Source organism: Cutibacterium sp. LaCa_255, from assembly GCF_057458005.1.
Window position 1 is genome coordinate 1,579,436 of record NZ_CP190956.1, and the last position, 20,582, is coordinate 1,600,017.

The window sequence follows — 20,582 nt, forward strand, 5'->3', positions numbered from 1 at the left end:
TATACGGAGGAACTCAGACCCTGAGGTACTTCTTGGTCGCAATGTAGGCCGGTGCCACGGACAACACGATGGCCACGACGATCATCCACGCGATCGAGGTCCACACCTGGGGCCACCCAACCCACGCCACCGTCGTGATGAAATGAGCCATCTTGCGCATGACCACCAAGTCGGCGCCCAAGGCGAGGGTGAGGCAGGCCAGCAACGCTCCGATGAGACCCGCGATGAGGGACTCCAGGAGGAAGGGCATGAGGATATACGCGTTCGAAGCACCTACCAACTTCATGATGCCCAGTTCGCGACGTCTGGCGAAGGCAGCCATCCGAATGGTGTTGCCAATCTGCAAGGCCGCAGCGACCAACAAGAGCGCCGACATTCCGAAGGTCACCCATTTGAGGGCATTCATCCACAGAAATATCGGGTCCAACACGTTGTGCAGGTCAACGACCGACTGCACACCGGGCAGGCCCTGCGCCTCCGTCACCACCCCCTCATATTGCTGGGGATCGACCAATTTGACGCGATAGGAGTCCTGAATGGTGTCCTCGGTGAGAACGTCCTTGACCGGTGAATCCGCATAGATGCGCTGGTACTCCTGGAAGGCCTCGTGCTTGGACTCGTAGTAGACATGCGAGACCTGGGGATTGGTCTGCAGAGCCTGACGAATCTCGTCCTTCTGAGCCTGAGTGGCGGCCTTCTCCCCCGAGCACTGCGCCCCCGAGACGCCGTCAACACACAGGAAGACCGAGACCTCGACCTTGTCATACCACTTGCCCTTGAGCAGGTCGACCTGCTGGGTGGCCAGCAGGGCCGCCCCGAACAGGGACAGGGAAACCCACATCGTGACGATGACGGCCAGGGTCATCGTCGCATTGCGGCGCAGCCCGGACCACGTCTCTCGCAAGGTGTGACGCATGTATTTCCTCGTTCTGTCTCGTGTCGGGGATCTCAGGAGTTGCGGTAAACGCCCTCGTTCTCGTCCCGGACGACATGTCCGGACTCGAGCTCGATGACTCGTCGTCTCATCTGGTCGACGATCGTCGAGTCATGAGTGGCCATGACAACCGTGGTACCAGTGCGGTTAATGCGATCAAGGACCTTCATGATGCCCACGGCAGTATCAGGGTCGAGGTTTCCGGTCGGCTCGTCGGCGATGAGGATCTTGGGACGATTGACGAAGGCCCTGGCCAAGGCGACGCGCTGCTGCTCACCACCGGAGAGCTCATCGGGCGTCCGCTTCTCCTTGCCGTCCAAGCCGACCAGTTCCAAGGTCTCAGGGACGACGGTACGAATCTCCTTGGTCGACTTGCCGATGACCTGCATCGCGAAGGCGACGTTGTCATAGACCGACTTGCCCGGCAGCAGGCGGAAGTCCTGGAATACCGTACCGATCTGACGACGCAGGGCCGGCACCTTCCACGACCTCAGCTGATTGAGGTTCTTACCGGCGACGTAGAGGGTTCCCCTCGTCGGGCGGTACTCGCGCATGATCAGTCGGATGAAAGTCGACTTGCCCGAACCGGACTGGCCGACGAGGAAGACGAACTCCCCCTTGTCGATGTCGACGTTGACGTCGGACAAAGCGGCCTGACTCTGTCCGAAATATGTCTTCGTGACGTTTTCGAAGGTGATCACGTCTGTCCCGTCAGTCAGTCTCGTTCTTGCGACGCCAACGGATGCCGGCGTCAATGAAGTCGTCGATGTCGCCGTCGAAGACCGCGTCGGTGTTGCCAACCTCGTGATTGGTGCGCAGATCCTTGACCATCTGGTACGGATGCAGCACGTAGGAGCGCATCTGGGCACCCCACGAGTTGCCTTCCGACTTCAGCGAGTTCATCTCGGCTTCCTGCTCCTCGCGCGCCTTCTCCAGCAGCTTGGCCTGCAGGACTCGAAGGGCAGCAGCCTTGTTCTGTATCTGGGAACGTTCATTCTGACAGCTCACCACGATGCCAGTGGGAAGGTGGGTCAGGCGGACAGCCGAGTCGGTGGTGTTGACTCCCTGGCCACCGGGGCCGGACGCGTGGAAGACGTCGACGCGCAGGTCCGACTCCGGAATGTCGACGTGGTCGGTCTCCTCGACGACGGGGAGCACCTCGACACCGGCAAAGGAGGTCTGACGACGTCCCTGGTTGTCGAAGGGGCTGATACGCACCAGACGGTGAGTGCCCTGTTCGACCGACAAGGTGCCGTAGGCGAAGGGAGCATGGACGACGAAAGTCGCGGACTTGATGCCCGCCTCCTCTGCGTACGAGGTGTCAAGAACCTCGATCTTGTAACCGTGACGCTCGGCCCAACGCAGGTACATCCGCAGCAACATCTCGGCGAAGTCAGCCGCGTCGACGCCACCAGCCTCCGAACGGATGGTGACGACCGCCTCACGCTCGTCGTACTGACCGGACAGCAGGGTACGAACCTCGAGAGCGTCGATATCCTCACGAAGCTTGGCCGTCTCACTCGTCGCCTCCGCCAGGGACTCTGCGTCATCGCCGTCAGCTGCGAACTCCAGCAGGACCTGGACGTCCTCGATGCGAGAACGCAGTCGCTCCAAGCGCTCAATCTCAGCCTGAAGGGCAGACAGCCTGGAGGTCACCCGCTGGGCGTTCTCCTGGTCATCCCACAGATTGGGGGCGGCCACCTCCTCCTCAAGGTCCGCGATCTCGGCCTTCTTGGCCTCGGGGTCGAGAACGTTCTCAATCGAGGAAAGGGATGCGCCAAGCTCCTCGACGGTCTGCTGAAGGTCTACCAATGCCACGTCGACCAACTCTACAGGGACACGACGACAACTCAGCTGCGACGACGCCGACCCGGACGGTGTGCTCGCACTCATGACTCGCTACAGTGGTGCGTCCGGGGCGTATAGCTCAGTTGGTCAGAGCGCCTGCCTTACACGCTGGAGGTCGCCGGTTCGAGCCCGGCTGCGCCCACCCTTGCGCGCCGCAGATCGCATTCGGGTCAGGTACTACGTTTTGGCGGCTACGAACCACCTTTGCATGTCTGGTTGTGTACGCTGTGACGGTGCTGTGCCATTCAGGTATCCTGAATATTGCTGCCGTCAATTGATGAATAAGGAGTTCGCATGACACAGCCGAACCACCCACAGCAACCTGACTATTTTGGCGGCCCGGAGTGGCCCAGCGAGAGCCACGCGCAAGGCGGTTTCGACCAGTTCGGACAGCCTGTGACCGCTCATCCCTACCAGGCTCCAGATCCTTACTCCAATCACAGTGACCCGTCTGGCGAGGACCACCGAAGGCCGCACGTCGATTTCGGCCGCGCCGTCAAACTCTTCTTCAAGAATTACGCCGTCTTCAACGGGCGGGCATCCCGATCCGAGTACTGGTGGATCTTCCTCTTCTCGATCCTGGTCGAGATGATCCTCAATGCGATCAATTTCGCCATGGACGGGACCCCCAACGACCCGGCGAGGCTCTACGCGGTCCTGAGCACCATCTGGTTCTTGGGTACTCTCATCCCCTCAATCGCGATCGGTGTGCGCCGCCTGCACGACACCAACCACACCGGCTGGTGGCTGCTCATCTCCCTCATCCCGGTCATTGGTTGGATCTGGGTGCTGGTCTACCTCGTCCAGGATTCCGACGAGAATGCGTGGCAGTCCTACGACAAGGAGCCGCTGCCCGTCACCGAGTAACTCTTCAGTCACCAGACATCAGAAAGGGTCCGAACACATTGTTCGGACCCCTCTCGCGTACCTCAGTTCTTGGGTTCCTCAGGCTTCTGCTTGCAGATTCGCGAGGACGTCGTCAAGATCGTCAGGGCGCACCAGCACGTCTCGAGGCTTGGAGCCCTCCGACGGCCCGACGACATTGCGAGTCTCCAAGATGTCCATGAGACGACCGGCCTTGGCGAATCCCACGCGCAGCTTGCGCTGCAACATCGACGTCGATCCCAGCTGCAACTCAACGACGAGCTTGGCCGCCTCGAGCACGAGCTCCATGTCGTCACCAATGTCCTCGGCAACCTTCTTCTCGGCGGTAGGGGCGGCGACGTCCTCGCGGTAATGGGCCTCCATCTGGGACTTCACGTGAGCGGCGACCTGGTGGATCTCGGAGTCCGACACCCAGGATCCCTGAACACGCAGGGGTTTGGAGGCTCCCATCGGTAGGAAGAGTCCGTCGCCCTGACCGACGAGCTTCTCGGCGCCCGGCTGGTCAAGGATGACTCGAGAATCCGTCATCGAGGAGGTCGCGAAGGCCAGCCGGGACGGTATGTTTGCCTTGATGAGGCCGGTGCAGACGTCGGTCGACGGCCGCTGGGTGGCCAGTACCAGGTGGATGCCGGCAGCTCGGGCCAGCTGGGTGATGCGGACGATGGAGTCCTCGACGTCACGCGGGGCCACCAGCATGAGGTCAGCCAACTCATCGACGACGACCAACAGATATGGGTAAGGGGCCAGCACCCGCTCGGAACCGGGCGGAAGAGTGACCTCTCCCGCCAGCACAGCCTTGTTGAAGTCCTTGACATGGCGGAAGCCGAAGGCGGCCAGGTCGTCGTAACGCTGGTCCATCTCGCGGACCACCCACTGCAAGGCCTCGGCAGCCTTCTTGGCACTTGTGATGATGGGGGTGACCAGGTGAGGAATCCCCTCGTACTGGGTCAACTCCACTCGTTTGGGGTCGACGAGCATCATGCGGACCTCGTCGGGGGTCGCTCGCATCATCACAGACGTGATGAGGGAGTTGACGAAGCTTGACTTACCGGAACCCGTCGCACCGGCCACCAAGAGGTGCGGCATCTTCGCGACATTGGCGATGACGAACCCGCCCTCGACGTCCTTGCCCAAGCCGACGACCAACGGGTTGTGGTCATTGCGAGCCTTCGAGGAGCGCAGCACGTCGCCCAAGGAGACGATTTCCTTGTCGCGGTTGGGGATCTCGATGCCGATGGCCGACTTGCCGGGGATGGGCGACAGAATGCGGACGTCCGGGGATGCCACCGCATAGGCAATGTTCTTGCTCAGTGCGGTGACCTTCTCGACCTTGACGGCCGCTCCGAGCTCGACCTCGTAACGGGTCACCGTCGGGCCACGGGAGTAGCCAGTCACCTGGGCGTCGATCCCGAACTCGTCGAAGACCGACGACAATTTGGAGACGACAGCGTCAGAGGCCTCCGTGCGAGCCTGCGGAATCGATCCCGGATGGAGCAGCTCAGAGGCCGGCAGGGTGTAGGCGATGTCACCGGAGAGCTGCAATTGCTCGACGCGAGCTGGCATCGGTTCATGGGCCGGGGGTTCGAGGTCCGCATGTTCGTGAACGGTGAATCCCTGCGGCAACCCGGCAGTCGTGCGTTCCTTGGCAGGTTCGTCGTCCCCGGTCGGAAGATCGAGCGGCAAGGAATCCCCGGCCACGTCGGAAGGGTGCTCATCGACGATTTCGGCGTCAAAGATCGCGTCAAGACTCTCATCGGTGCGCTCGGAGCTGCTCTTGCGCTTCCTGGAACGACGACCCTTGACAGAGGGCATCTCTTGTGTGGCGATCTCGTCAGGATTGTGGTCAACGAGGGTGTCTGTCACCAGAGGGGTGTCGTAGGCCCGGCGAGACTCGATCTCACGAGGCTTGGCCACCGCGCGACGAGAGGCGTTTCGCACCCGTGCGGCCCCGTCAACGAGGGGGCGTCCCACGATGAGGAGCACGCCCAGGACCGTCACGAGGATGAGCAGAGGCAAGGCAACCCACTTCGTCAGCAGGTCAGCCAGCAGACTCGAGGAGATGTAACCAAGCATGCCGCCGGCGGCGCGGACTGCCTCAGGACGATCCGGGCGGGGAAGGCCGTGGGCAATGTTGACGACGCCAAGTAGGCCGAGGAAGAAACACACCCAGCCCATTACCTGGCGTCCACCCGTGCCGTTGGTCGCCGGGTGACGCAGGGTGTGCCACATCATGGCTAGCCCGAGCAGCGGCAGGGCGTAGGACAGCGACCCGAAGATCGTCGCCACCCCCATTCGCAAGCCGTTGCCGAAGCCACCGGGCAGATCGAACCAGAATCCAGCGGCTACCAGGGCCGACAACAACAGCAGCATGAGCCCGGTACCGTCGTGGGTCACCTCAGGCTCCGCGGGACGTCCACCGATACCGCGGACCATAGTTCCCAGTCCGCGAGCAATACCCGACCAAGTTGCCGACAGCGCTCGGGCCACCGGATTCGTGGAAGCGGGTGCACTCGGTGGCGTCGACCTGCTCCTCGAGCTGGTCGACGTTTTCTTGTTGCTTCCGTTCGAGCGTGTGCCCGAGCCACGTGACGATTTCTTCGCCGTCGTATTTCGGGACCGCGCTGGGGAAGACGCACGGGTCGCCATGTCATTGACGTTATCAACCATGGCCACCAGCAGCCGACAGGCCAGGCGGAGAGTCAGGTGATTGATCAGCGAGTGTCATCGCTCGAACGCGATGTGAATGCCGTGGTCATCTCAGGAATGGAAGTGGGTCCAGCCTCGCTCACGCTGCCACGGTTGGCCGTCGACGAGAACCGTGGGGTCGGCGACCTGGTCGGGCGGAAGGACCCGCCCGATGACCGTCCATCCCTCCGGAACGGTGCCGGGAGCAAAGGTTGCCGCCAAGGCATGGTCCTCCCCTCCGGCCAGCACCCAGTCGAGCGGGTCCATCCCGGTGGCCATGCCGACGGTCCGCACTGATTCCTCGATGTCGAGAACCGAGGTGTTGACGTCGATGGCGAATCCAGACTCCTCTGCGATGTGGCCAAGATCGGCCAACAGGCCGTCCGAGAGGTCAATCATCGCGTGGGCGCCCGCCTGAGCCGCCACCCGTCCCTGCCCGTAAGGGACCTCAGGACATCGTTGGGCCGAGACCGCTGCACGCGGTGACCGGAATCCTCGACCGAGCAGCACGAGTCCAGCAGCAGCCAGGCCAAGCTGACCGACGACTGCCACCTCGTCTCCAGGCACGGCGCCGTCACGCCGGACCGGGGCCATCCCAGCTGTCTGGCCTATCACGGTGACCGCAATGCTGATGACAGGTCCAGCGGTCGTGTCACCTCCCACGACGCTCACCCCAGCCTGCTCGGCCTCGGCAGCCATTCCTGCCATGAACTCCCGGGCCCAGGACGCCGGCAGATCTCCCGGCGCGGAGAATCCGACGACGAGGGCGACCGGGACAGCGCCCATCGCCTCGATGTCGGAGACATTGACGGCGACGGCTTTCCGACCGACATCGGTAGCCGTCGACCATCTGCGACGGAAATGTACCTCTTCGACGAGGACATCGGTCGAGACGACGACAGATCCGTCAACCTGAAAGACGGCACCGTCGTCCCCCGGTCCCAGGGTGACGGCCTGGCTCATGGGCAGATCCCTGACGATGGAGGAAATGAGCGGGAACTCCCCCACCTGGGAAATGGTCGTCGTGGTGGCCATTGGATCTCCTTGGTACCGGGCTGGTGGTCGAGAACACGCTAGCGTGAGTGCGTGCCCATCCATCATGCAACCCGGTGCGCAACCATGCTGGCTGTCTGTCTGTTGGCCGGCACAGCAGCGTGCTCGAACGAGGAACCCATCACCCATCCGTCTCCCAGCGGTTCAGCCGCTGCCGGATGTCAGGCCGCGATGGCCGATCTGCCACAGACGGTTGCCGGAGCGAACCTCGAGGATCATGACGGGACGGTGGCGACCTGGGGTGGCCCCCGCATAGTGCTGCGCTGTGGGGTGGACAAGCCCGCCAAACTCGAACCAACGTCGCGATGTGACGTCATCAACGACGTGGGCTGGTTCGCCGAGCAGATCGAGGACGGCTGGCGCTTCACGACCATCGGGAGGGCTGGCAACGTCGAGGTGACCGTTCCTGCCACGTACGCCCCGGAGGCCGATGCCTTGGTCGACCTGTCGGCCACCGTCAAGAAGGTGCCAGTGGTGCAGCCCTGCCAGTGAGGGCTCAGATCAGCGCAGTCCCAGAGGACGTTCCAGGGCAAGCTCGATGAGTTCGCTGACGATCTGGGCATACGTCATACCACTGGCCTGCCACATCAGCGGGAACCCCGAGCTGCGGGTGAATCCCGGCATAGTGTTGGGCTCGTTGACGTAGACGGTGCCGTCAGGGGCCACGAAGGTGTCAATGCGGGCGAGTCCTTCACAGCCAAGCACCCGGAACGCCTTGATCGCGACCTTCTGGACCCGATTGCGAATCTCGTCATCGAGCTTGGCTCGGGCCTGTACGGAGGCCTTCTGTTCCCCGCTGAGGTACTTGGCCTCGAAGTCATAAAAGCCATCCGGGTCATGGACGACGATCTCACCAGGCACGGAAGCTCGAGGGGCGGCACCATGGTGACCGTCGAGGACGGAACACTCGATCTCGCGGCCTCGGATCCCCTGCTCGATGAGGACCTTGTTGTCATGCTCGCGAGCCACCTCGATGGCGGCTTCCAGCCTGTCGGGGCTCATCACCTTGGAGATGCCGATTGACGATCCGCCCCGCGCTGGCTTGACGAACAACGGATATTCCAAGCGGGAAGCGGCCTTGAGAACGGCATTGCGGTCCTCTCGCCACTCATGGTCACGGACGACGACATAGGGACCCACGAGAACCCCGGCCTCGGCCAGGATCATCTTGGTGAGGTGCTTGTCCATGCAGTTGGCACTTGCCGCGACGCCGCACCCGACATAGCGCACGCCGGCCATCTCCAGCAGACCCTGGATGGTTCCGTCCTCTCCGAAAGGACCATGAAGTACTGGGAAGACCACCTGGACGAGATCGGCGTTGCCCTCGGTGTCAACGATGCAGGTACCCTCCGGCATCTGCTTGACCGACACCAAGGAACGATCCCCCACCTCCACGACGGGAAGCTGGCCGGTGCTGGGCAGGCCAAGGATCTCGTCAACCCCGTATCGCACCCAGACACCATCGGGGGTGATGCCCACACCGGAGACGTCGAATCGTTCACGGTCAATCGCAGCTACCACGTTCGCCGCTGACAGGCAGGAGATCGAATGCTCCGAACTCATCCCACCGAAGATGACGGCAACGTGGGTGCGATTCATGTGAGGTCCTTTCGCTATGACGGCACCCCACCCTACCGAGGCATCACGTCACCGAGGGTCGACGACTGGCCGCGCAGGAGCAACCGACTTGGGAACCCGCCTCCCCTTGCGCATGTCGTAACGGTCCGACGGCGGGAACTCTCCGCGAGCACGGGCGACCTGGGCGTCGATGGCATCCATGATGCGATTGGTGGCCTCGCGGACCGACGCGCGGTCGTGATGGCCATGGAGGTCCGACAGTTCGACCTCGGTCCCGCAGTACAGCTTCATGGTCTTGCGCGGCCACAGTTTGGGGAAGGTCATCTCCTTGTATCCCATGACCTCCTGGGGTCCCCATTGCCCCACGGGAATAACGGGAACACCGGTCTCCAGGGCCAGGCGTGCGGCCCCTGTTCGTCCGGTCATCGGCCAATGCAGGGGATCCGCGGTGATCGTGCCTTCCGGGTACATGACCACCGTCATGCCCTTGTCCAAGGCAGCCTTGGCGTCGTCGAGGACCTTGGCCGGATTCGGACCCTTCCGGTCCACCGAAATCTGACCACTGGCCGAGGCCACCCATCCGACGATCGGCACCAAGAACAGCTCCTTCTTGGCCAACCAGTGCGGCCAACGACCATTGGCCACCAAGAAGGACCCCAGCACGATGGGATCGTAGTTGGAGACGTGGTTGCTCACGACAAGGGCTGGCCCTGGTCCAGGCAGATTCTCACCACCGTGGTGGTCGAACCGCGTCAAGGTACGAGCCAGCGGGTACAGCGTCCCCACACCCATCCGGAAGATGAGACCAGGGGTGTCGGCTGGATTGGTCACGGCGGGCAGCGCCACGGTGTCCCTCCTGAGTGATGTGGATCAACCCACCCTATCGGCTCACTGATACTGTCATCGGTGATCGATGAGTGGGTTGATCAACGGGTCAAGCCGTCGTCGGCAGGAAGGATGGCCGACGAGCCTCGTAAGCTGCGATGTCGTCGGCGTACTCGAGGGTCTCGCCAATGGCATCCAGGCCTGCAAGCAGACGCTGACGGGTGGCGTCGTCGATCACGAACGGGTGGGACGTACCGTCGGGTAGGCTGATGGTCTTGTCTTCGAGGGAGACGGTGAGCTTCTCACCGGGGTTGTGCTCGGCGAAGTCCCACAGTTTCTCGACGACCGCGGGGTCCACCTGGGCGAGCAGCAGTCCGTTGTTTCCGGAGTTGTTGCGGAAGATGTCGGCGAACCGCGATCCGATGACGACCTTGAACCCGTAGTTCTGCAGTGCCCACACCGCGTGCTCACGGGAGGATCCGATACCGAAGTCGGGCCCCACGATGAGGATCGAGCCGGTGCTCCACGGCTCCTTGTTGAGCACGAAGTCCGGCTCGGAGCGCCAGGAGGCGAACAGACCGTCCTCGAAACCGGTTCGGGTGATCCGCTTGAGGTAGCTCGCAGGAATGATCTGGTCGGTGTCGACGTTGGCCCGTCGCAGTGGGACAGGAACTCCGGTGTGCGTAGTGAAAGCATCCATCTCAGGCCTCCTGGGAAACGGGTGGCAGATCGGCGGGACTGGAGAGCCGTCCGGTGACGGCCGTGGCGGCAACGACGGCCGGGGAGACGAGGTGGGTTCGTCCTCCCTTGCCCTGACGCCCCTCGAAGTTTCGGTTCGAGGTCGACGCCGAGCGCTCCCCCGGTGACAGCTGGTCAGGGTTCATGCCCAGGCACATGGAACATCCGGCTCCGCGCCACTCGGCTCCGGCCTTGATGAAGACCTCGTCCAGACCCTCCTCCATGGCCTGCAGTCGCACCCGCGCCGAACCGGGAACGACGAGCATCCGGGTGCCTTCGGCGATGTGACGCCCCTTAATGACCTCGGCGGCCAGCCGGAGATCCTCGATGCGACCGTTGGTGCACGACCCCAGGAAGACGGTGTCAATGGGGATGTCGCGCATCTTGGTACCTGGCGTGAGGGCCATGTACTCCAAGGCGCGAGCAGCGGCGCTACGAGCGACCTCATCCTCGAAATCCTCGGCGGCAGGGACGACCCCGCCCAGCGGGACCCCCTGGCCGGGGTTCGTCCCCCACGTCACGAAGGGGGTGAGCTTGGATGCGTCGAGGTGGATCTCGGCGTCAAAGGTGGCGTCGTCGTCAGTACGCAGGGTGCGCCAGTACTCGACGGCCTCGTCCCACTGCTCGCCTTTGGGTGCATGCGGACGGTCCTTGAGGTAGGCGAAGGTGGTCTCGTCAGGGGCGACCATGCCGGCGCGGGCTCCCCACTCGATCGACATGTTGCAGATCGTCATGCGGCCCTCCATCGACATCTTCTCGATGGCCTCACCGCGATACTCGACCATGTGACCCTGGCCACCGCCGGTGCCGGTCTTGGAGATGAGGGCCAGGATGAGGTCCTTCGGGGTGACGCCTTCCGGCAGCTTCCCGTCAACCGTCACCGCCATGGTCCTGGGCTTGACCTGCGGCAGGGTCTGGGTCGCCAACACGTGTTCGACCTCGCTGGTGCCGATGCCAAAGGCCAGAGCACCCAAGGCGCCATGGGTCGAGGTGTGGGAGTCACCACACACGATCGTCATACCCGGCTGGGTAAGCCCCAGCTGGGGGCCAATGATGTGTACCACTCCCTGGTCCGCGTCACCCAGAGGATGCAGCGGCACCCCGAACTCAGGGGCGTTCTCACGCAACGCCTCGACCTGTGCCCGCGAGATCGGGTCGGCGATGGGCTGGAGAATGTCGAGGGTGGGGATGTTGTGGTCCTCGGTCGCAATCGTCAGATCCGGACGACGAACCTTGCGCCCCGCCAACCGCAGTCCGTCGAAGGCCTGGGGACTGGTCACCTCGTGCACAAGGTGAAGGTCGATGTAGAGAAGGTCGCGCTCCCCGTCCTGTCCGTGCCTGACAACGTGGGCGTCCCAGAGCTTCTCGCTCAGTGTTCTCCCCATCGCGTCTTCCCTTTCGCTGGTCGTTCGTCACCGATGTTGTGTGGCATGTCATCAGCCCCCACCGGTTGGCGAGATCCATTCTGACTCGACGATCAGGATTTGGAACGCTAATATCGCCATATGGACGAATCAAGTGGTGTGGGCGTACTCGACAAGGCCGCCCTCGTGTTGGCTGCCCTGGAGACGGGTCCGGCATCCTTGGCAGGACTGGTTCAGATGACCGGATTGGCCCGTCCGACGGCCCACCGTCTGGCCCGCGCGCTGGAACACCATCGGTTCGTCAGTCGTGATCTGCAAGGCCGCTTCATTCTCGGCCCGAGGCTCTCAGAGCTCGCGGCGGCAGCCGGCGAGGATCGTCTCCTGGCTGCATCTGGACCGATCCTGGCCAGGCTTCGAGACATCACCGGTGAATCCGCTCAGCTCTACCGTCGTCAGGCTGGCAGCCGCGTCTGTGCAGCCACCGCCGAGCGTCCGACCGGATTGCGGGACACCATCCCAGTGGGATCCATCCTGTCCATGGACGCTGGATCAGCGGCTCAGATTCTGCTGGCGTGGGAGGACAGCGACAAGATCCGTCGTGGATTGAGCAACTCCGCCTTCTCCGAGGTCACCCTCGCTGCCGTACGCAAGCGCGGCTGGTCCCAATCGGTGGGCGAGCGCGAAGCCGGCGTCGCCTCGGTCTCTGCCCCGGTGCGGTCCCCCTCCGGCAAGGTCATTGCGGCCGTCTCCGTCTCTGGACCGATTGAGCGTCTGACCCGCCAACCCGGACGTATTCACGCTCCTGCGGTCGTCGCTGCCGGAGGGCGTCTGTCCGAGGTGCTGCGGCGCTCTGCCAAGTGAGGCCGGTCGTCCCGGTGTGCGCCTGGGATGCGGGGGAATTCCCTTCCACCCCTTCTTGATTCTCGGAAATGGCAGCGTCAGCATTTCCCCGCTGTGAAATCAATGGCCCGGATCCCGACGGATCCGGGCCATTGATTGATGGTAGCCCCGAGCGGATTCGAACCGCCGTTTCAGCCTTGAGAGGGCCGCGTGCTAGGCCGCTGCACTACGGGGCCATCGGACATCAATACTCGTTAAATTCGGGTCTTGATAACTCTTTCTGTTGTTCCCGCATCCTTTCCGGACCAGGCTGGAAAACCTTAGCAATCATTCTGTCGCTTTCGCAACTTCATGGTTTCAGTCTTCCGAGCTGGGGTACCAGGACTCGAACCTGGACTAACTGAACCAGAATCAGTCGGGCTGCCAATTACCCTATACCCCATTGCCGTTCCACCTCGGTGTACCTCAGTGGCGCAACGACGAGAAACTTTAACGAACTCTCCTCCCACTTTGCAAATCAGGACGAAATGCCTTGCCGTGGGGGTGCCCTTCGAGCGACTCTCATGAGGTTCGCGATCCACCACCCGGCCAAGGCAATGGCCAGGAATCCGCCGATGTCCCAGGCCGCGTCGACCCAACCCATCGAGGTCATGCCGCGAGCCTGCGACACCCCTCCCAGGAAGACCGCATAGCCGAAGGCAAAGAGGTTGTTGACGACGTGGGCAGCAACCCCGGCCTCCAAGCCACCGGTAACGATGACGAGCCATCCAGCGAGTAATCCGAAGGCGAGTCTGTCGGCGAAGAGCCAGGCGTTCTGGGTGCCGTGCATCAAGGCGAAGATGAGGGCGGAACCGACGACCGAGAGCCACCGGCCCGCTTTCTCAGGCAGGTTCAAGGTCAGTCCGGAGATGACGTTCATGAGATATCCCCGGAAGAACATCTCCTCGGCAAGGGCCTGCAAGGGCGATGTGATGATGATCGCCAACAGCCACACCCACCAGTACCGGGGAACGGTGTAATGGGAGTCCGCTCCCCCGCGTACCAGCAGCTGGGTCAGGTTGAGCACGACGACGGCAACCAGAGCCACCAGCAGGCCGAAACGCCATCGAATGCCTGGTTGGACTGATGCCACCCACCGAGGCGCGCGATGGTTGAGATACCGCGCCAGCACCAACACCACGACGATGAGGCTTGCCAGCGCCAGATGGGTGGCGATGAGGCCTCCGACGGTGTGATAGCCAGCTGCTCGCTTGTAGTAGGCGCTGAACCCTTCCCCGTCGTTGCGCTCGAAGAGGAAACCGATCCCCAGGAAGGCGTACAGCAGCCCGGGGACGATGATCGCATACCCCAGTAAAAGCCCGATGAGACCGAGCAGACCGGGGCCCGGTCCAGCCGAGGAATCGACGAGGACCCGGGTGTAGTCCGCTCGCGGCTCGGGGTCGGTCACCGTCGAGCGGCGGGACACGGCACGAGTCGCCATCAAGCCTCCACGACGGTATTGGCCAGGGTACCGATCCCCTCGATCTCGACCTCGACGTGCTGGCCGGGTTCCATGGGCCCAACTCCAGCAGGAGTTCCGGTGAGGAGGACGTCGCCGGGCAACAGGGTCATGAAGGACGAGACGTAGGAGATGAGTTTGGGAATGGTGTGGATCATCTGGCCGGTGTTGCCGTGCTGGACCTCCTCGCCGTCCAGACGAGTGACGATCTGTCGGTGTGAGGCCTCGGCGATGGAGAAGTGGGTGACCATCCATGGACCGAGTGGGCAGAAGGTGTCCGCCCCCTTGGCACGCACCCAGTGGCCGTCGGAGTTCTGCATGTCGCGAGCGGTGACGTCGTTGGCCGCGGTGAACCCGAAGATGACTTCCTGGGCCCTTTCCTCGGGGACGTCCTTGCAGATGCGACCGATGACGATGGCCAGCTCCCCCTCGTAGTGCAGGTTCGAGGATGCGGCCGGCCGGACGATGGCCTCGTCAGGCCCGATGACCGAGGTGTTGGGCTTGAGGAAGAGCAGAGGCCGGGATGGGACTTCATTACCCAGCTCACTGGCATGTTCGGTGTAGTTACGGCCGATTCCGATGATCTTGGAGCGCGGAATCACCGGAGACAGCAACCGGACGTCAGCGAGGTCGTGACGAGCACCGGTGTACTGAACCGGAGCCGCCACTGGATCTCCAGTGATGCCGGCGATGGTGTCGGGATGGTCTCCGTGATCGGCGGCGAGTTCAACGATCCCGAAGGCGGGGTCGGAACCAGCTGTGACAAACCGGGCAATACGCATGGGTCCAAGAGTAATGGCGACACGCGACACAACGGGGGCATCCACGCACCGGGAACCCGCTGGTCCTGCCATACTTTCCGGCATGACCACCACCTACTCCGTCCTCGACCTCATCCGCGCCAAGCGCGGAGGTCAGACCCTCGACTCCGATCAGATCCGTTGGCTCATTCGCGCGTACACCGATGGTGTCGTCGCCGATGAACAGATGTCCGCCATGGCCATGGCGGTGTTCTTCCAGGGTCTGGACGACGAGGAGCTCTCGACCTGGACAACGGCGATGGTCGAGTCCGGCGAGCGAATGAGCTTCAAGGGGCTGTCTCGTCCCACCGTCGACAAGCACTCCACCGGTGGTGTCGGTGACAAGATCACCCTGCCCTTGGCCCCCCTCGTCGCTGCCTGCGGTGCAGCCGTTCCCCAGCTGTCCGGCCGCGGCCTGGGCCACACCGGCGGCACCCTCGACAAGATGGAGGCAATTCCCGGTTGGCGGGCCGACCTCTCCCACGACGAGATGGTTGCCCAGCTCGACACCGTCGGCGCCGTCATCTGCGCTGCCGGGCCCGGGCTTGCCCCCGCGGACAAGAAGCTCTATGCCTTGCGTGACGTCACCGGCACCGTCGAGTCGATCCCCCTCATCGCCTCCTCGATCATGAGCAAGAAGATCGCCGAGGGCACCGACAGCCTTGTCCTCGACGTCAAGACGGGCTCGGGAGCTTTCATGAAGACTGAGGAGGACGCCCGCGAGCTGGCACGTCGTCTCGTCGGCCTGGGCGAGTCCGCCGGCGTGCGCACCACCGCCCTGCTGACCAGGATGGACGTCCCGCTGGGTTATGCCTGCGGTAACGGCATCGAGGTGGCCGAGTCCCTCGAGGTGCTGTCCGGCGGTGGACCTGCCGACGTCGTCGACCTCACCGTCGCGCTGGCCCGCCAGATGGTCAAGGCCGCTGGGCTGGATGGCACTGACCCGGCCGACGTCCTTGCCAGCGGCAAGGCCATGGACGTCTGGCGCGACATGGTCCGCGCCCAGGGCGGTGACCCCGATGCTCCGCTGCCGGTGGCTCACCATTCCCAGGACGTCATCGCCTCCGAAGCTGGCATCGTCACCGGAATCGACGCGATGTCCGTCGGCCTGGCCGCCTGGCGTCTGGGAGCGGGACGAGCTCGCAAGGAGGATCCGGTGCAGGCTGCCGCCGGCGTCATGTTGCGCGTTCGCCCGGGTGATCGGGTCGTCGCTGGCCAGCCGCTGGCAACCCTGCTCACCGATACCGCCGACACCATCTCGCGCGCCGAGGACGCCTTGATCGACGCCTTCACCGTCGGGAAGTCCTTCCAGCCCCGCACCATCGTCGTCGACACCATTACGGCCTGAGCGGATCGCACCTAGGGCATCTGACGACGACTGGGGCCGGTCCACTTCTGGTGAACCGGCCCCAGTGCCGTCAGGACAGGTGTCGTCAGGACAGTTTTGACGTTGTGCCGGTCAACAGACTCGCTTGAGCCAACCATGAGTGTCCTCGGCACGACCGAACTGGATCTCAAGGAGACGACGACGAATCTCCATCGTGGTCTTTCCGGTCGGCTCGGCGACCGTCACCTCGTCGTCGCCGTCGAGGAAGGATCCGATCGGGGTGACGACCGCAGCGGTACCGCAGGCGAAGACCTCCGGGAACTCGCCCGAGCGCACTCCGTCAAGCATCTCGTCGATGCCGAGCTTGCGCTCCACCGGCTCCAGGCCGAGATCCGGGGCCACCTCGAGGATGGACCTACGGGTGATACCGCGCAGGATCGTGCCCGTCAGCTCCGGGGTGATGAGCTGGCCGTCCTTGCTGACGGCCATGAAGTTCATGCCGCCGAGCTCCTCGATCCAGCGGTGCTCGACCGCGTCGACGAAGAGCACCTGGGCGCAGCCGCGGGCCTGAGCCTCGATCTGGGAGCGCAGCGAGGCAGCGTAGTTGCCACCGCACTTCGCCTCGCCTGTGCCGCCGGGAGCAGTACGGGCCTGCTGGCGCTCGACGAGGATGCGCACTGGCTTCACTCCCCCGACGAAGTAGGCGCCCACCGGTGAGCCGATCACGGAGAACAGCACCGTCGTCGCTGGAGCGACGCCGAGGAAATCCTGGTTGGCAATCATGAACGGACGCAGGTAGAGGGACTTCTCGCCGTCCTCCCCGGGATCAGGAACCCAGCGGGCGTCGACCTCGGCCAACCGCACACAGGCGTTGACGAAGTCATCAATCGGCAACTTGGGCAGGGCAAGGCGCTCAGCCGACAGGGCGAAACGCTCACCGTTCTGGTCGGGACGGAAAAGCCATACGGACCCGTCGGCGTGACGGTAGGCCTTGAGGCCCTCGAAAATCTCCTGGGCGTAATGGAGAACAGCACCACCAGGATTGATGTCCAGACCACGGTAATTGACCACGGCGTCGTCTCCCCAGCCGTCACCGGCCTGCCAGGTGGCAAGGGCCATGTGGTCGATGAAAACCTCACCAAATCGGGGAGTGGCATGTTCCAGCGCGATCCGCTCGTCGGAGGACCACGTCAGATCATCAGCAGAAGCAAAGCGCAAACTCATGGCCACACGCTACACCGAGGGAGAACCCTCTGTTCCAATTCGTGAAATCGCATGATCACATCGTGGACCATCCAGGTAGGGTTTCGACCATGACGAACGACGTGATGCAGCTCGCCGTCATCGGTGGCGACGGAATCGGCCCCGAGGTCACCGAGCAGGCTCTCCACGTGTTGGAGCGGACGATCGGGACCGAGACCTTCACCACCCATGAGTACCACCTCGGCGCCGAGCACTGGAAGACCACCGGGGAGGTCCTCAATGACTCCACCCTGGTCGAGATCTCGAAGGCAGATGCCATCGTGCTGGGAGCCGTCGGTGCCACTCCCGGCTCGACCGAGGTCCCCTCAGGACTCCTGGAACGAGGTCTGCTGCTCAAACTTCGGTTCGCGCTTGACCATGGTGTCAATCTGCGGCCCTCGACCTGGTACCCCGGCACCGCCACTCCGTTGGCTCCCGAGATCACCGATGCCGGACCCATCGACTTCATCGTCTGCCGAGAAGGTACCGAAGGTCTCTACTGTGGCAATGGCGGATCAGTGCGGACCGGAACCTCCCACGAGATTGCCACCGAGGTGAGCATCAACACTGCCTTCGGGGTTGAGAGGGTCGTTCGCGACGCCTTCTCGCGAGCAGCTGCCCGTCGTGGCCACCTCACCCTCGTCCACAAGCACAATGTCCTCGTCAACGCCGGTTCGCTGTGGCGTCGAATTGTCGACGAGGTCTCCGTGGAGTTCCCCCAGGTGACGACCGACTACATGCACGTCGATGCCGTGACGATCGCTCTGGTCAAGGAGCCCCAGCATTTCGACGTCATCGTCACCGACAACCTCTTCGGAGACATCATCACCGACCTCGCAGGAGCGGTGACCGGTGGCATCGGCCTGGCCCCCAGCGCAAACATCAACACCTCTGGTGAGTACCCGTCGATGTTCGAGCCGGTGCACGGTTCGGCTCCTGACATCGCTGGAACCGGTAAGGCTGATCCCACCGCCGCGATTCTCTCGATGGCCTTGCTCCTGGACCATCTCGATCACGCCGACGACGCTGAACGCATCCGCAAGGCTGTTGCGGCCGACATCGCTGCCAGGGCGTCGGGGCCATCCCGTACCACCAGCGAGATCGGGCGAGGCATCGCCGAGCGTCTCTGAGCCGCAACGAGAACCCTGACCCGACAGGACCGGGGCTCCCTGTGTCCAGTTGTCGGCCACCACCGTCCAGAAGGATGTGCCCTCCTGGCACAATGTCCCCGTGCTATCCATTCCCGAGATTCCTGAACCGGTGACGAAGGCCCTCCACAATGCGCTGGAGATGGGCTATTTCACCACCACCCGTAATGAGACCGGCCGTTTCATGGCCACCTTGGCTGCGGGAGTGCACGGTTCCATCGGGGAATGCGAGACAGGATCCGGTGCCGGAGCTGCCTGGCTGCGTCTGGGGGCCCGCAAGCGCACCAAGGTCATCAGCTACGAGCCTGATCCGACGGTGTGCGCCCGTGCCCGCGAGGTCTTGGCTGACCTCGACATTGACATCATCGAGGGCACCTGGGACGACCTGTTGGAACGCGGACCCTTCGGTCTTCTCTCCGTCCCGATTCGAGTGGCTCGGGTACGTGAGGTCGACGACATCCTCAAGGCTGTCGCCGTCGGCGGTTTGGTCGTCATCGACGACATGCCCCCCAGCCACGGATTCCCCCCGCGCGACATCAATGGCATCGTCGACACCACCAGGCTGGCGTGGCTCACCCACCCGAAGGTCCATGCCACCGAGATTCAGCTAGCCTCCGACATGGCGGCCATCGTCGCCTGCCGCCTGTCCCCGCGCGGCTGAGCAACCGCTCGTCATACCTCCTGCACACAGCCCGAGGGCCCGTGGTTGTCCACGGGCCCTCGGCATTTGTCAGCAACCTCGAGCTCAGCGAGCAGCGCTGCCCTCGGTGTAGCCCTCGTCGGTGGCGGCCAGCCAGGAGTACATCTTGCGAAGCTCCTTGCCGGTGGCCTCGATCGGGTGCTTGGCCTCCTCCTCACGCAGCTTCCTGAACTCCGGAGCACCGGCGTCCTGGTCGTCGATGAATCGCTTGGCGAAGGCGCCGGTCTGGATGTCATCCAGGACGGCCTTCATGTTCTCCTTGACATGGTCATCGACGACCCGCGGACCAGAGACGTAGTCGCCGTACTCAGCGGTGTCGGAGATCGACCAACGCTGCTTGGAGATGCCGCCCTCGATGATGAGGTCGACGATCATCTTCATCTCATGGCAGACCTCGAAGTAGGCCATCTCCGGCTGGTAACCGGCATTGACGAGGGTCTCGAAACCAGCCTGGATGAGATGGGACAGGCCACCACACAACACAGCCTGCTCACCGAAGAGGTCGGTCTCGGTCTCCTCACGGAAGCTGGTCTCAATGCCGCCGGCGCGCAGACCACCGAGGGCCTTGGCGTAGGACTTGGTCAGGGCCCAGGCCATGCCAGAAGCATCCTTCTCGACACAGACAAGCACCGGGACACCGCGGCCGTCGGCGTATTCACGACGCACGATGTGACCGGGGCCCTTCGGGGCGACCATGCAGACATCGACGCCCTCGGGGGCCTCGACGTAGCCGAAGTGGACGTTGAAGCCATGGGCGAAGAAGAGGGCGTCGCCGTCCTTGAGGTGCGGGGCGATCTGCTCGGCGTACAGCTGACGCTGGTTCTGATCGGGGGCCAGGACCATGATCACGTCGGCCTCCTCACACGCTTCCTCGATGGGCAGCACGCGCAGACCCTGAGCCTCAGCCTTGGCGATCGACGAGGAACCCTCGCGCAGACCGACCCGCACGTCAACGCCGGAGTCACGCAGGTTGAGGGCGTGGGCATGTCCCTGGGAGCCGTAACCAATGACGGCAACCTGACGGTTCTGGATGATGGACAGGTCGGCGGCGTCGTCGTAGTAGATCTTTGCCATGGTGTGTTGTCTCCTTGTTGTGTTTCGGCCTTCTTGTGTTTCG

The 20,582-nt window shown here is 63.4% G+C and carries 20 protein-coding genes and 3 tRNA genes; 8 read left to right on the forward strand and 15 right to left on the reverse strand.

The features are described from left to right. Positions 1–13: 13 nt before the first annotated feature. Genes ftsX through prfB form a run of 3 tightly spaced genes read right to left on the reverse strand, consistent with a single transcriptional unit; the run spans position 14 to position 2,752 of the window. Entirely contained in the window at positions 14–916 is a 903-nt protein-coding gene (gene ftsX, locus ACP8ML_RS07095; protein ID WP_212750683.1) for a permease-like cell division protein FtsX, read from the reverse strand. Between the two features lie 32 nt (positions 917–948). Then, positions 949–1,635 (reverse strand): cell division ATP-binding protein FtsE, encoded by a 687-nt coding sequence (gene ftsE / locus ACP8ML_RS07100; protein ID WP_117189208.1) that lies wholly within the window; start codon positions 1,633–1,635, stop codon positions 949–951. Positions 1,636–1,645: 10 nt separating this feature from the next. Continuing rightward, on the reverse strand, positions 1,646–2,752 hold the full coding sequence (prfB, locus tag ACP8ML_RS07105; RefSeq protein WP_172590591.1) for a peptide chain release factor 2: 1,107 nt from the start codon (positions 2,750–2,752) through the stop codon (positions 1,646–1,648). 98 nt (positions 2,753–2,850) lie between these two features. Between prfB and ACP8ML_RS07110 the strand changes: the two genes are divergently transcribed. Next, positions 2,851–2,924, forward strand: a tRNA-Val gene (locus tag ACP8ML_RS07110). 152 nt (positions 2,925–3,076) lie between these two features. Beyond that, on the forward strand, positions 3,077–3,649 hold the full coding sequence (locus ACP8ML_RS07115; protein ID WP_004810996.1) for a DUF805 domain-containing protein: 573 nt from the start codon (positions 3,077–3,079) through the stop codon (positions 3,647–3,649). Positions 3,650–3,727: 78 nt separating this feature from the next. Here ACP8ML_RS07115 and ACP8ML_RS07120 read toward each other — a convergent pair whose 3' ends face one another. Continuing rightward, entirely contained in the window at positions 3,728–6,100 is a 2,373-nt protein-coding gene (locus ACP8ML_RS07120) for an FtsK/SpoIIIE family DNA translocase (RefSeq protein WP_065674046.1), read from the reverse strand. Between the two features lie 19 nt (positions 6,101–6,119). Here ACP8ML_RS07120 and ACP8ML_RS07125 point away from each other — a divergent pair, with 19 nt between their 5' ends. Beyond that, positions 6,120–6,374 carry an amidase gene (locus ACP8ML_RS07125; protein WP_065674085.1) on the forward strand — a complete coding sequence of 85 codons (255 nt, stop codon included), beginning with the start codon at positions 6,120–6,122 and terminating at the stop codon, positions 6,372–6,374. A gap of 50 nt (positions 6,375–6,424) precedes the next feature. On the opposite strand, the gene ACP8ML_RS07130 is transcribed toward ACP8ML_RS07125, so the two are convergent. Continuing rightward, on the reverse strand, positions 6,425–7,387 hold the full coding sequence (locus ACP8ML_RS07130; RefSeq protein WP_004810989.1) for a thiamine-phosphate kinase: 963 nt from the start codon (positions 7,385–7,387) through the stop codon (positions 6,425–6,427). A 51-nt stretch (positions 7,388–7,438) separates the two neighbouring features. Here ACP8ML_RS07130 and ACP8ML_RS07135 point away from each other — a divergent pair, with 51 nt between their 5' ends. Beyond that, entirely contained in the window at positions 7,439–7,897 is a 459-nt protein-coding gene (locus tag ACP8ML_RS07135) for a DUF3515 family protein (RefSeq protein WP_171048563.1), read from the forward strand. Between the two features lie 9 nt (positions 7,898–7,906). On the opposite strand, the gene ACP8ML_RS07140 is transcribed toward ACP8ML_RS07135, so the two are convergent. The 4 genes from ACP8ML_RS07140 to leuC form a co-directional block, all read right to left on the reverse strand. Then, complete coding sequence (locus tag ACP8ML_RS07140; RefSeq protein ID WP_004810986.1) at positions 7,907–9,004, reverse strand: D-alanine--D-alanine ligase family protein; 1,098 nt, start codon at positions 9,002–9,004, stop codon at positions 7,907–7,909. 48 nt (positions 9,005–9,052) lie between these two features. Continuing rightward, complete coding sequence (locus tag ACP8ML_RS07145; protein WP_171048575.1) at positions 9,053–9,775, reverse strand: lysophospholipid acyltransferase family protein; 723 nt, start codon at positions 9,773–9,775, stop codon at positions 9,053–9,055. A 142-nt stretch (positions 9,776–9,917) separates the two neighbouring features. Beyond that, a complete protein-coding gene (leuD, locus tag ACP8ML_RS07150; protein WP_117189215.1) occupies positions 9,918–10,508 on the reverse strand; it encodes a 3-isopropylmalate dehydratase small subunit in 591 nt (196 codons plus the stop codon). 1 nt (position 10,509) lies between these two features. Next, entirely contained in the window at positions 10,510–11,931 is a 1,422-nt protein-coding gene (gene leuC, locus ACP8ML_RS07155) for a 3-isopropylmalate dehydratase large subunit (protein ID WP_065674042.1), read from the reverse strand. A gap of 120 nt (positions 11,932–12,051) precedes the next feature. Here leuC and ACP8ML_RS07160 point away from each other — a divergent pair, with 120 nt between their 5' ends. Beyond that, entirely contained in the window at positions 12,052–12,771 is a 720-nt protein-coding gene (locus ACP8ML_RS07160) for an IclR family transcriptional regulator (RefSeq protein ID WP_004810977.1), read from the forward strand. 139 nt (positions 12,772–12,910) lie between these two features. On the opposite strand, the gene ACP8ML_RS07165 is transcribed toward ACP8ML_RS07160, so the two are convergent. From ACP8ML_RS07165 to ACP8ML_RS07180, 4 genes are all read right to left on the reverse strand, one after another. Then, positions 12,911–12,986: transfer RNA gene (locus ACP8ML_RS07165), tRNA-Glu, on the reverse strand. 134 nt (positions 12,987–13,120) lie between these two features. Then, positions 13,121–13,192 (reverse strand) — tRNA-Gln (locus ACP8ML_RS07170). A gap of 75 nt (positions 13,193–13,267) precedes the next feature. Next, positions 13,268–14,230 carry a CPBP family intramembrane glutamic endopeptidase gene (locus tag ACP8ML_RS07175; RefSeq protein ID WP_117189216.1) on the reverse strand — a complete coding sequence of 321 codons (963 nt, stop codon included), beginning with the start codon at positions 14,228–14,230 and terminating at the stop codon, positions 13,268–13,270. After that, on the reverse strand, positions 14,230–15,030 hold the full coding sequence (locus ACP8ML_RS07180; RefSeq protein ID WP_065674084.1) for a fumarylacetoacetate hydrolase family protein: 801 nt from the start codon (positions 15,028–15,030) through the stop codon (positions 14,230–14,232). Before ACP8ML_RS07180 ends, ACP8ML_RS07175 begins: the two co-directional genes overlap by 1 nt. Before the next feature lie 82 nt (positions 15,031–15,112). Here ACP8ML_RS07180 and ACP8ML_RS07185 point away from each other — a divergent pair, with 82 nt between their 5' ends. Further along, a complete protein-coding gene (locus ACP8ML_RS07185; RefSeq protein ID WP_065674040.1) occupies positions 15,113–16,396 on the forward strand; it encodes a thymidine phosphorylase in 1,284 nt (427 codons plus the stop codon). A gap of 111 nt (positions 16,397–16,507) precedes the next feature. Here the strand turns inward: ACP8ML_RS07185 and ACP8ML_RS07190 are convergent, their stop codons facing one another. Next, entirely contained in the window at positions 16,508–17,599 is a 1,092-nt protein-coding gene (locus ACP8ML_RS07190) for a branched-chain amino acid aminotransferase (RefSeq protein WP_065674083.1), read from the reverse strand. A gap of 89 nt (positions 17,600–17,688) precedes the next feature. On the opposite strand from ACP8ML_RS07190, the gene ACP8ML_RS07195 reads away from it, so the two are divergent. Together ACP8ML_RS07195 and ACP8ML_RS07200 are read left to right on the forward strand one after the other, a co-directional pair. Beyond that, positions 17,689–18,747, forward strand: coding sequence for a 3-isopropylmalate dehydrogenase (locus tag ACP8ML_RS07195; protein ID WP_117189218.1), 1,059 nt, complete (start codon positions 17,689–17,691; stop codon positions 18,745–18,747). 100 nt (positions 18,748–18,847) lie between these two features. Beyond that, on the forward strand, positions 18,848–19,426 hold the full coding sequence (locus tag ACP8ML_RS07200) for an O-methyltransferase (RefSeq protein WP_036976641.1): 579 nt from the start codon (positions 18,848–18,850) through the stop codon (positions 19,424–19,426). Between the two features lie 84 nt (positions 19,427–19,510). On the opposite strand, the gene ilvC is transcribed toward ACP8ML_RS07200, so the two are convergent. Next, the gene (ilvC, locus tag ACP8ML_RS07205) at positions 19,511–20,539 is read right to left on the reverse strand and encodes a ketol-acid reductoisomerase (protein WP_117189220.1); all 1,029 of its coding nucleotides are present in this window, start codon (positions 20,537–20,539) and stop codon (positions 19,511–19,513) included. Between the last annotated feature and the right edge of the window lie 43 nt (positions 20,540–20,582).

Bases quoted from the DNA above. Each gene is read 5' to 3' on its own strand.
- ftsX (WP_212750683.1), bottom strand. From the start codon at position 916: ATGCGTCACACCTTGCGAGAGACGTGGTCCGGGCTGCGCCGCAATGCG.
- ACP8ML_RS07115 (WP_004810996.1), top strand. From the start codon at position 3,077: ATGACACAGCCGAACCACCCACAGCAACCTGACTATTTTGGCGGCCCG.
- ACP8ML_RS07120 (WP_065674046.1), bottom strand. From the start codon at position 6,100: ATGGTCCGCGGTATCGGTGGACGTCCCGCGGAGCCTGAGGTGACCCAC.
- ACP8ML_RS07130 (WP_004810989.1), bottom strand. From the start codon at position 7,387: ATGGCCACCACGACGACCATTTCCCAGGTGGGGGAGTTCCCGCTCATT.
- ACP8ML_RS07140 (WP_004810986.1), bottom strand. From the start codon at position 9,004: ATGAATCGCACCCACGTTGCCGTCATCTTCGGTGGGATGAGTTCGGAG.
- ACP8ML_RS07145 (WP_171048575.1), bottom strand. From the start codon at position 9,775: ATGGGTGTGGGGACGCTGTACCCGCTGGCTCGTACCTTGACGCGGTTC.
- leuD (WP_117189215.1), bottom strand. From the start codon at position 10,508: ATGGATGCTTTCACTACGCACACCGGAGTTCCTGTCCCACTGCGACGG.
- leuC (WP_065674042.1), bottom strand. From the start codon at position 11,931: ATGGGGAGAACACTGAGCGAGAAGCTCTGGGACGCCCACGTTGTCAGG.
- ACP8ML_RS07160 (WP_004810977.1), top strand. From the start codon at position 12,052: ATGGACGAATCAAGTGGTGTGGGCGTACTCGACAAGGCCGCCCTCGTG.
- ACP8ML_RS07175 (WP_117189216.1), bottom strand. From the start codon at position 14,230: ATGGCGACTCGTGCCGTGTCCCGCCGCTCGACGGTGACCGACCCCGAG.
- ACP8ML_RS07180 (WP_065674084.1), bottom strand. From the start codon at position 15,030: ATGCGTATTGCCCGGTTTGTCACAGCTGGTTCCGACCCCGCCTTCGGG.
- ACP8ML_RS07185 (WP_065674040.1), top strand. From the start codon at position 15,113: ATGACCACCACCTACTCCGTCCTCGACCTCATCCGCGCCAAGCGCGGA.
- ACP8ML_RS07190 (WP_065674083.1), bottom strand. From the start codon at position 17,599: ATGAGTTTGCGCTTTGCTTCTGCTGATGATCTGACGTGGTCCTCCGAC.
- ACP8ML_RS07195 (WP_117189218.1), top strand. From the start codon at position 17,689: ATGACGAACGACGTGATGCAGCTCGCCGTCATCGGTGGCGACGGAATC.
- ilvC (WP_117189220.1), bottom strand. From the start codon at position 20,539: ATGGCAAAGATCTACTACGACGACGCCGCCGACCTGTCCATCATCCAG.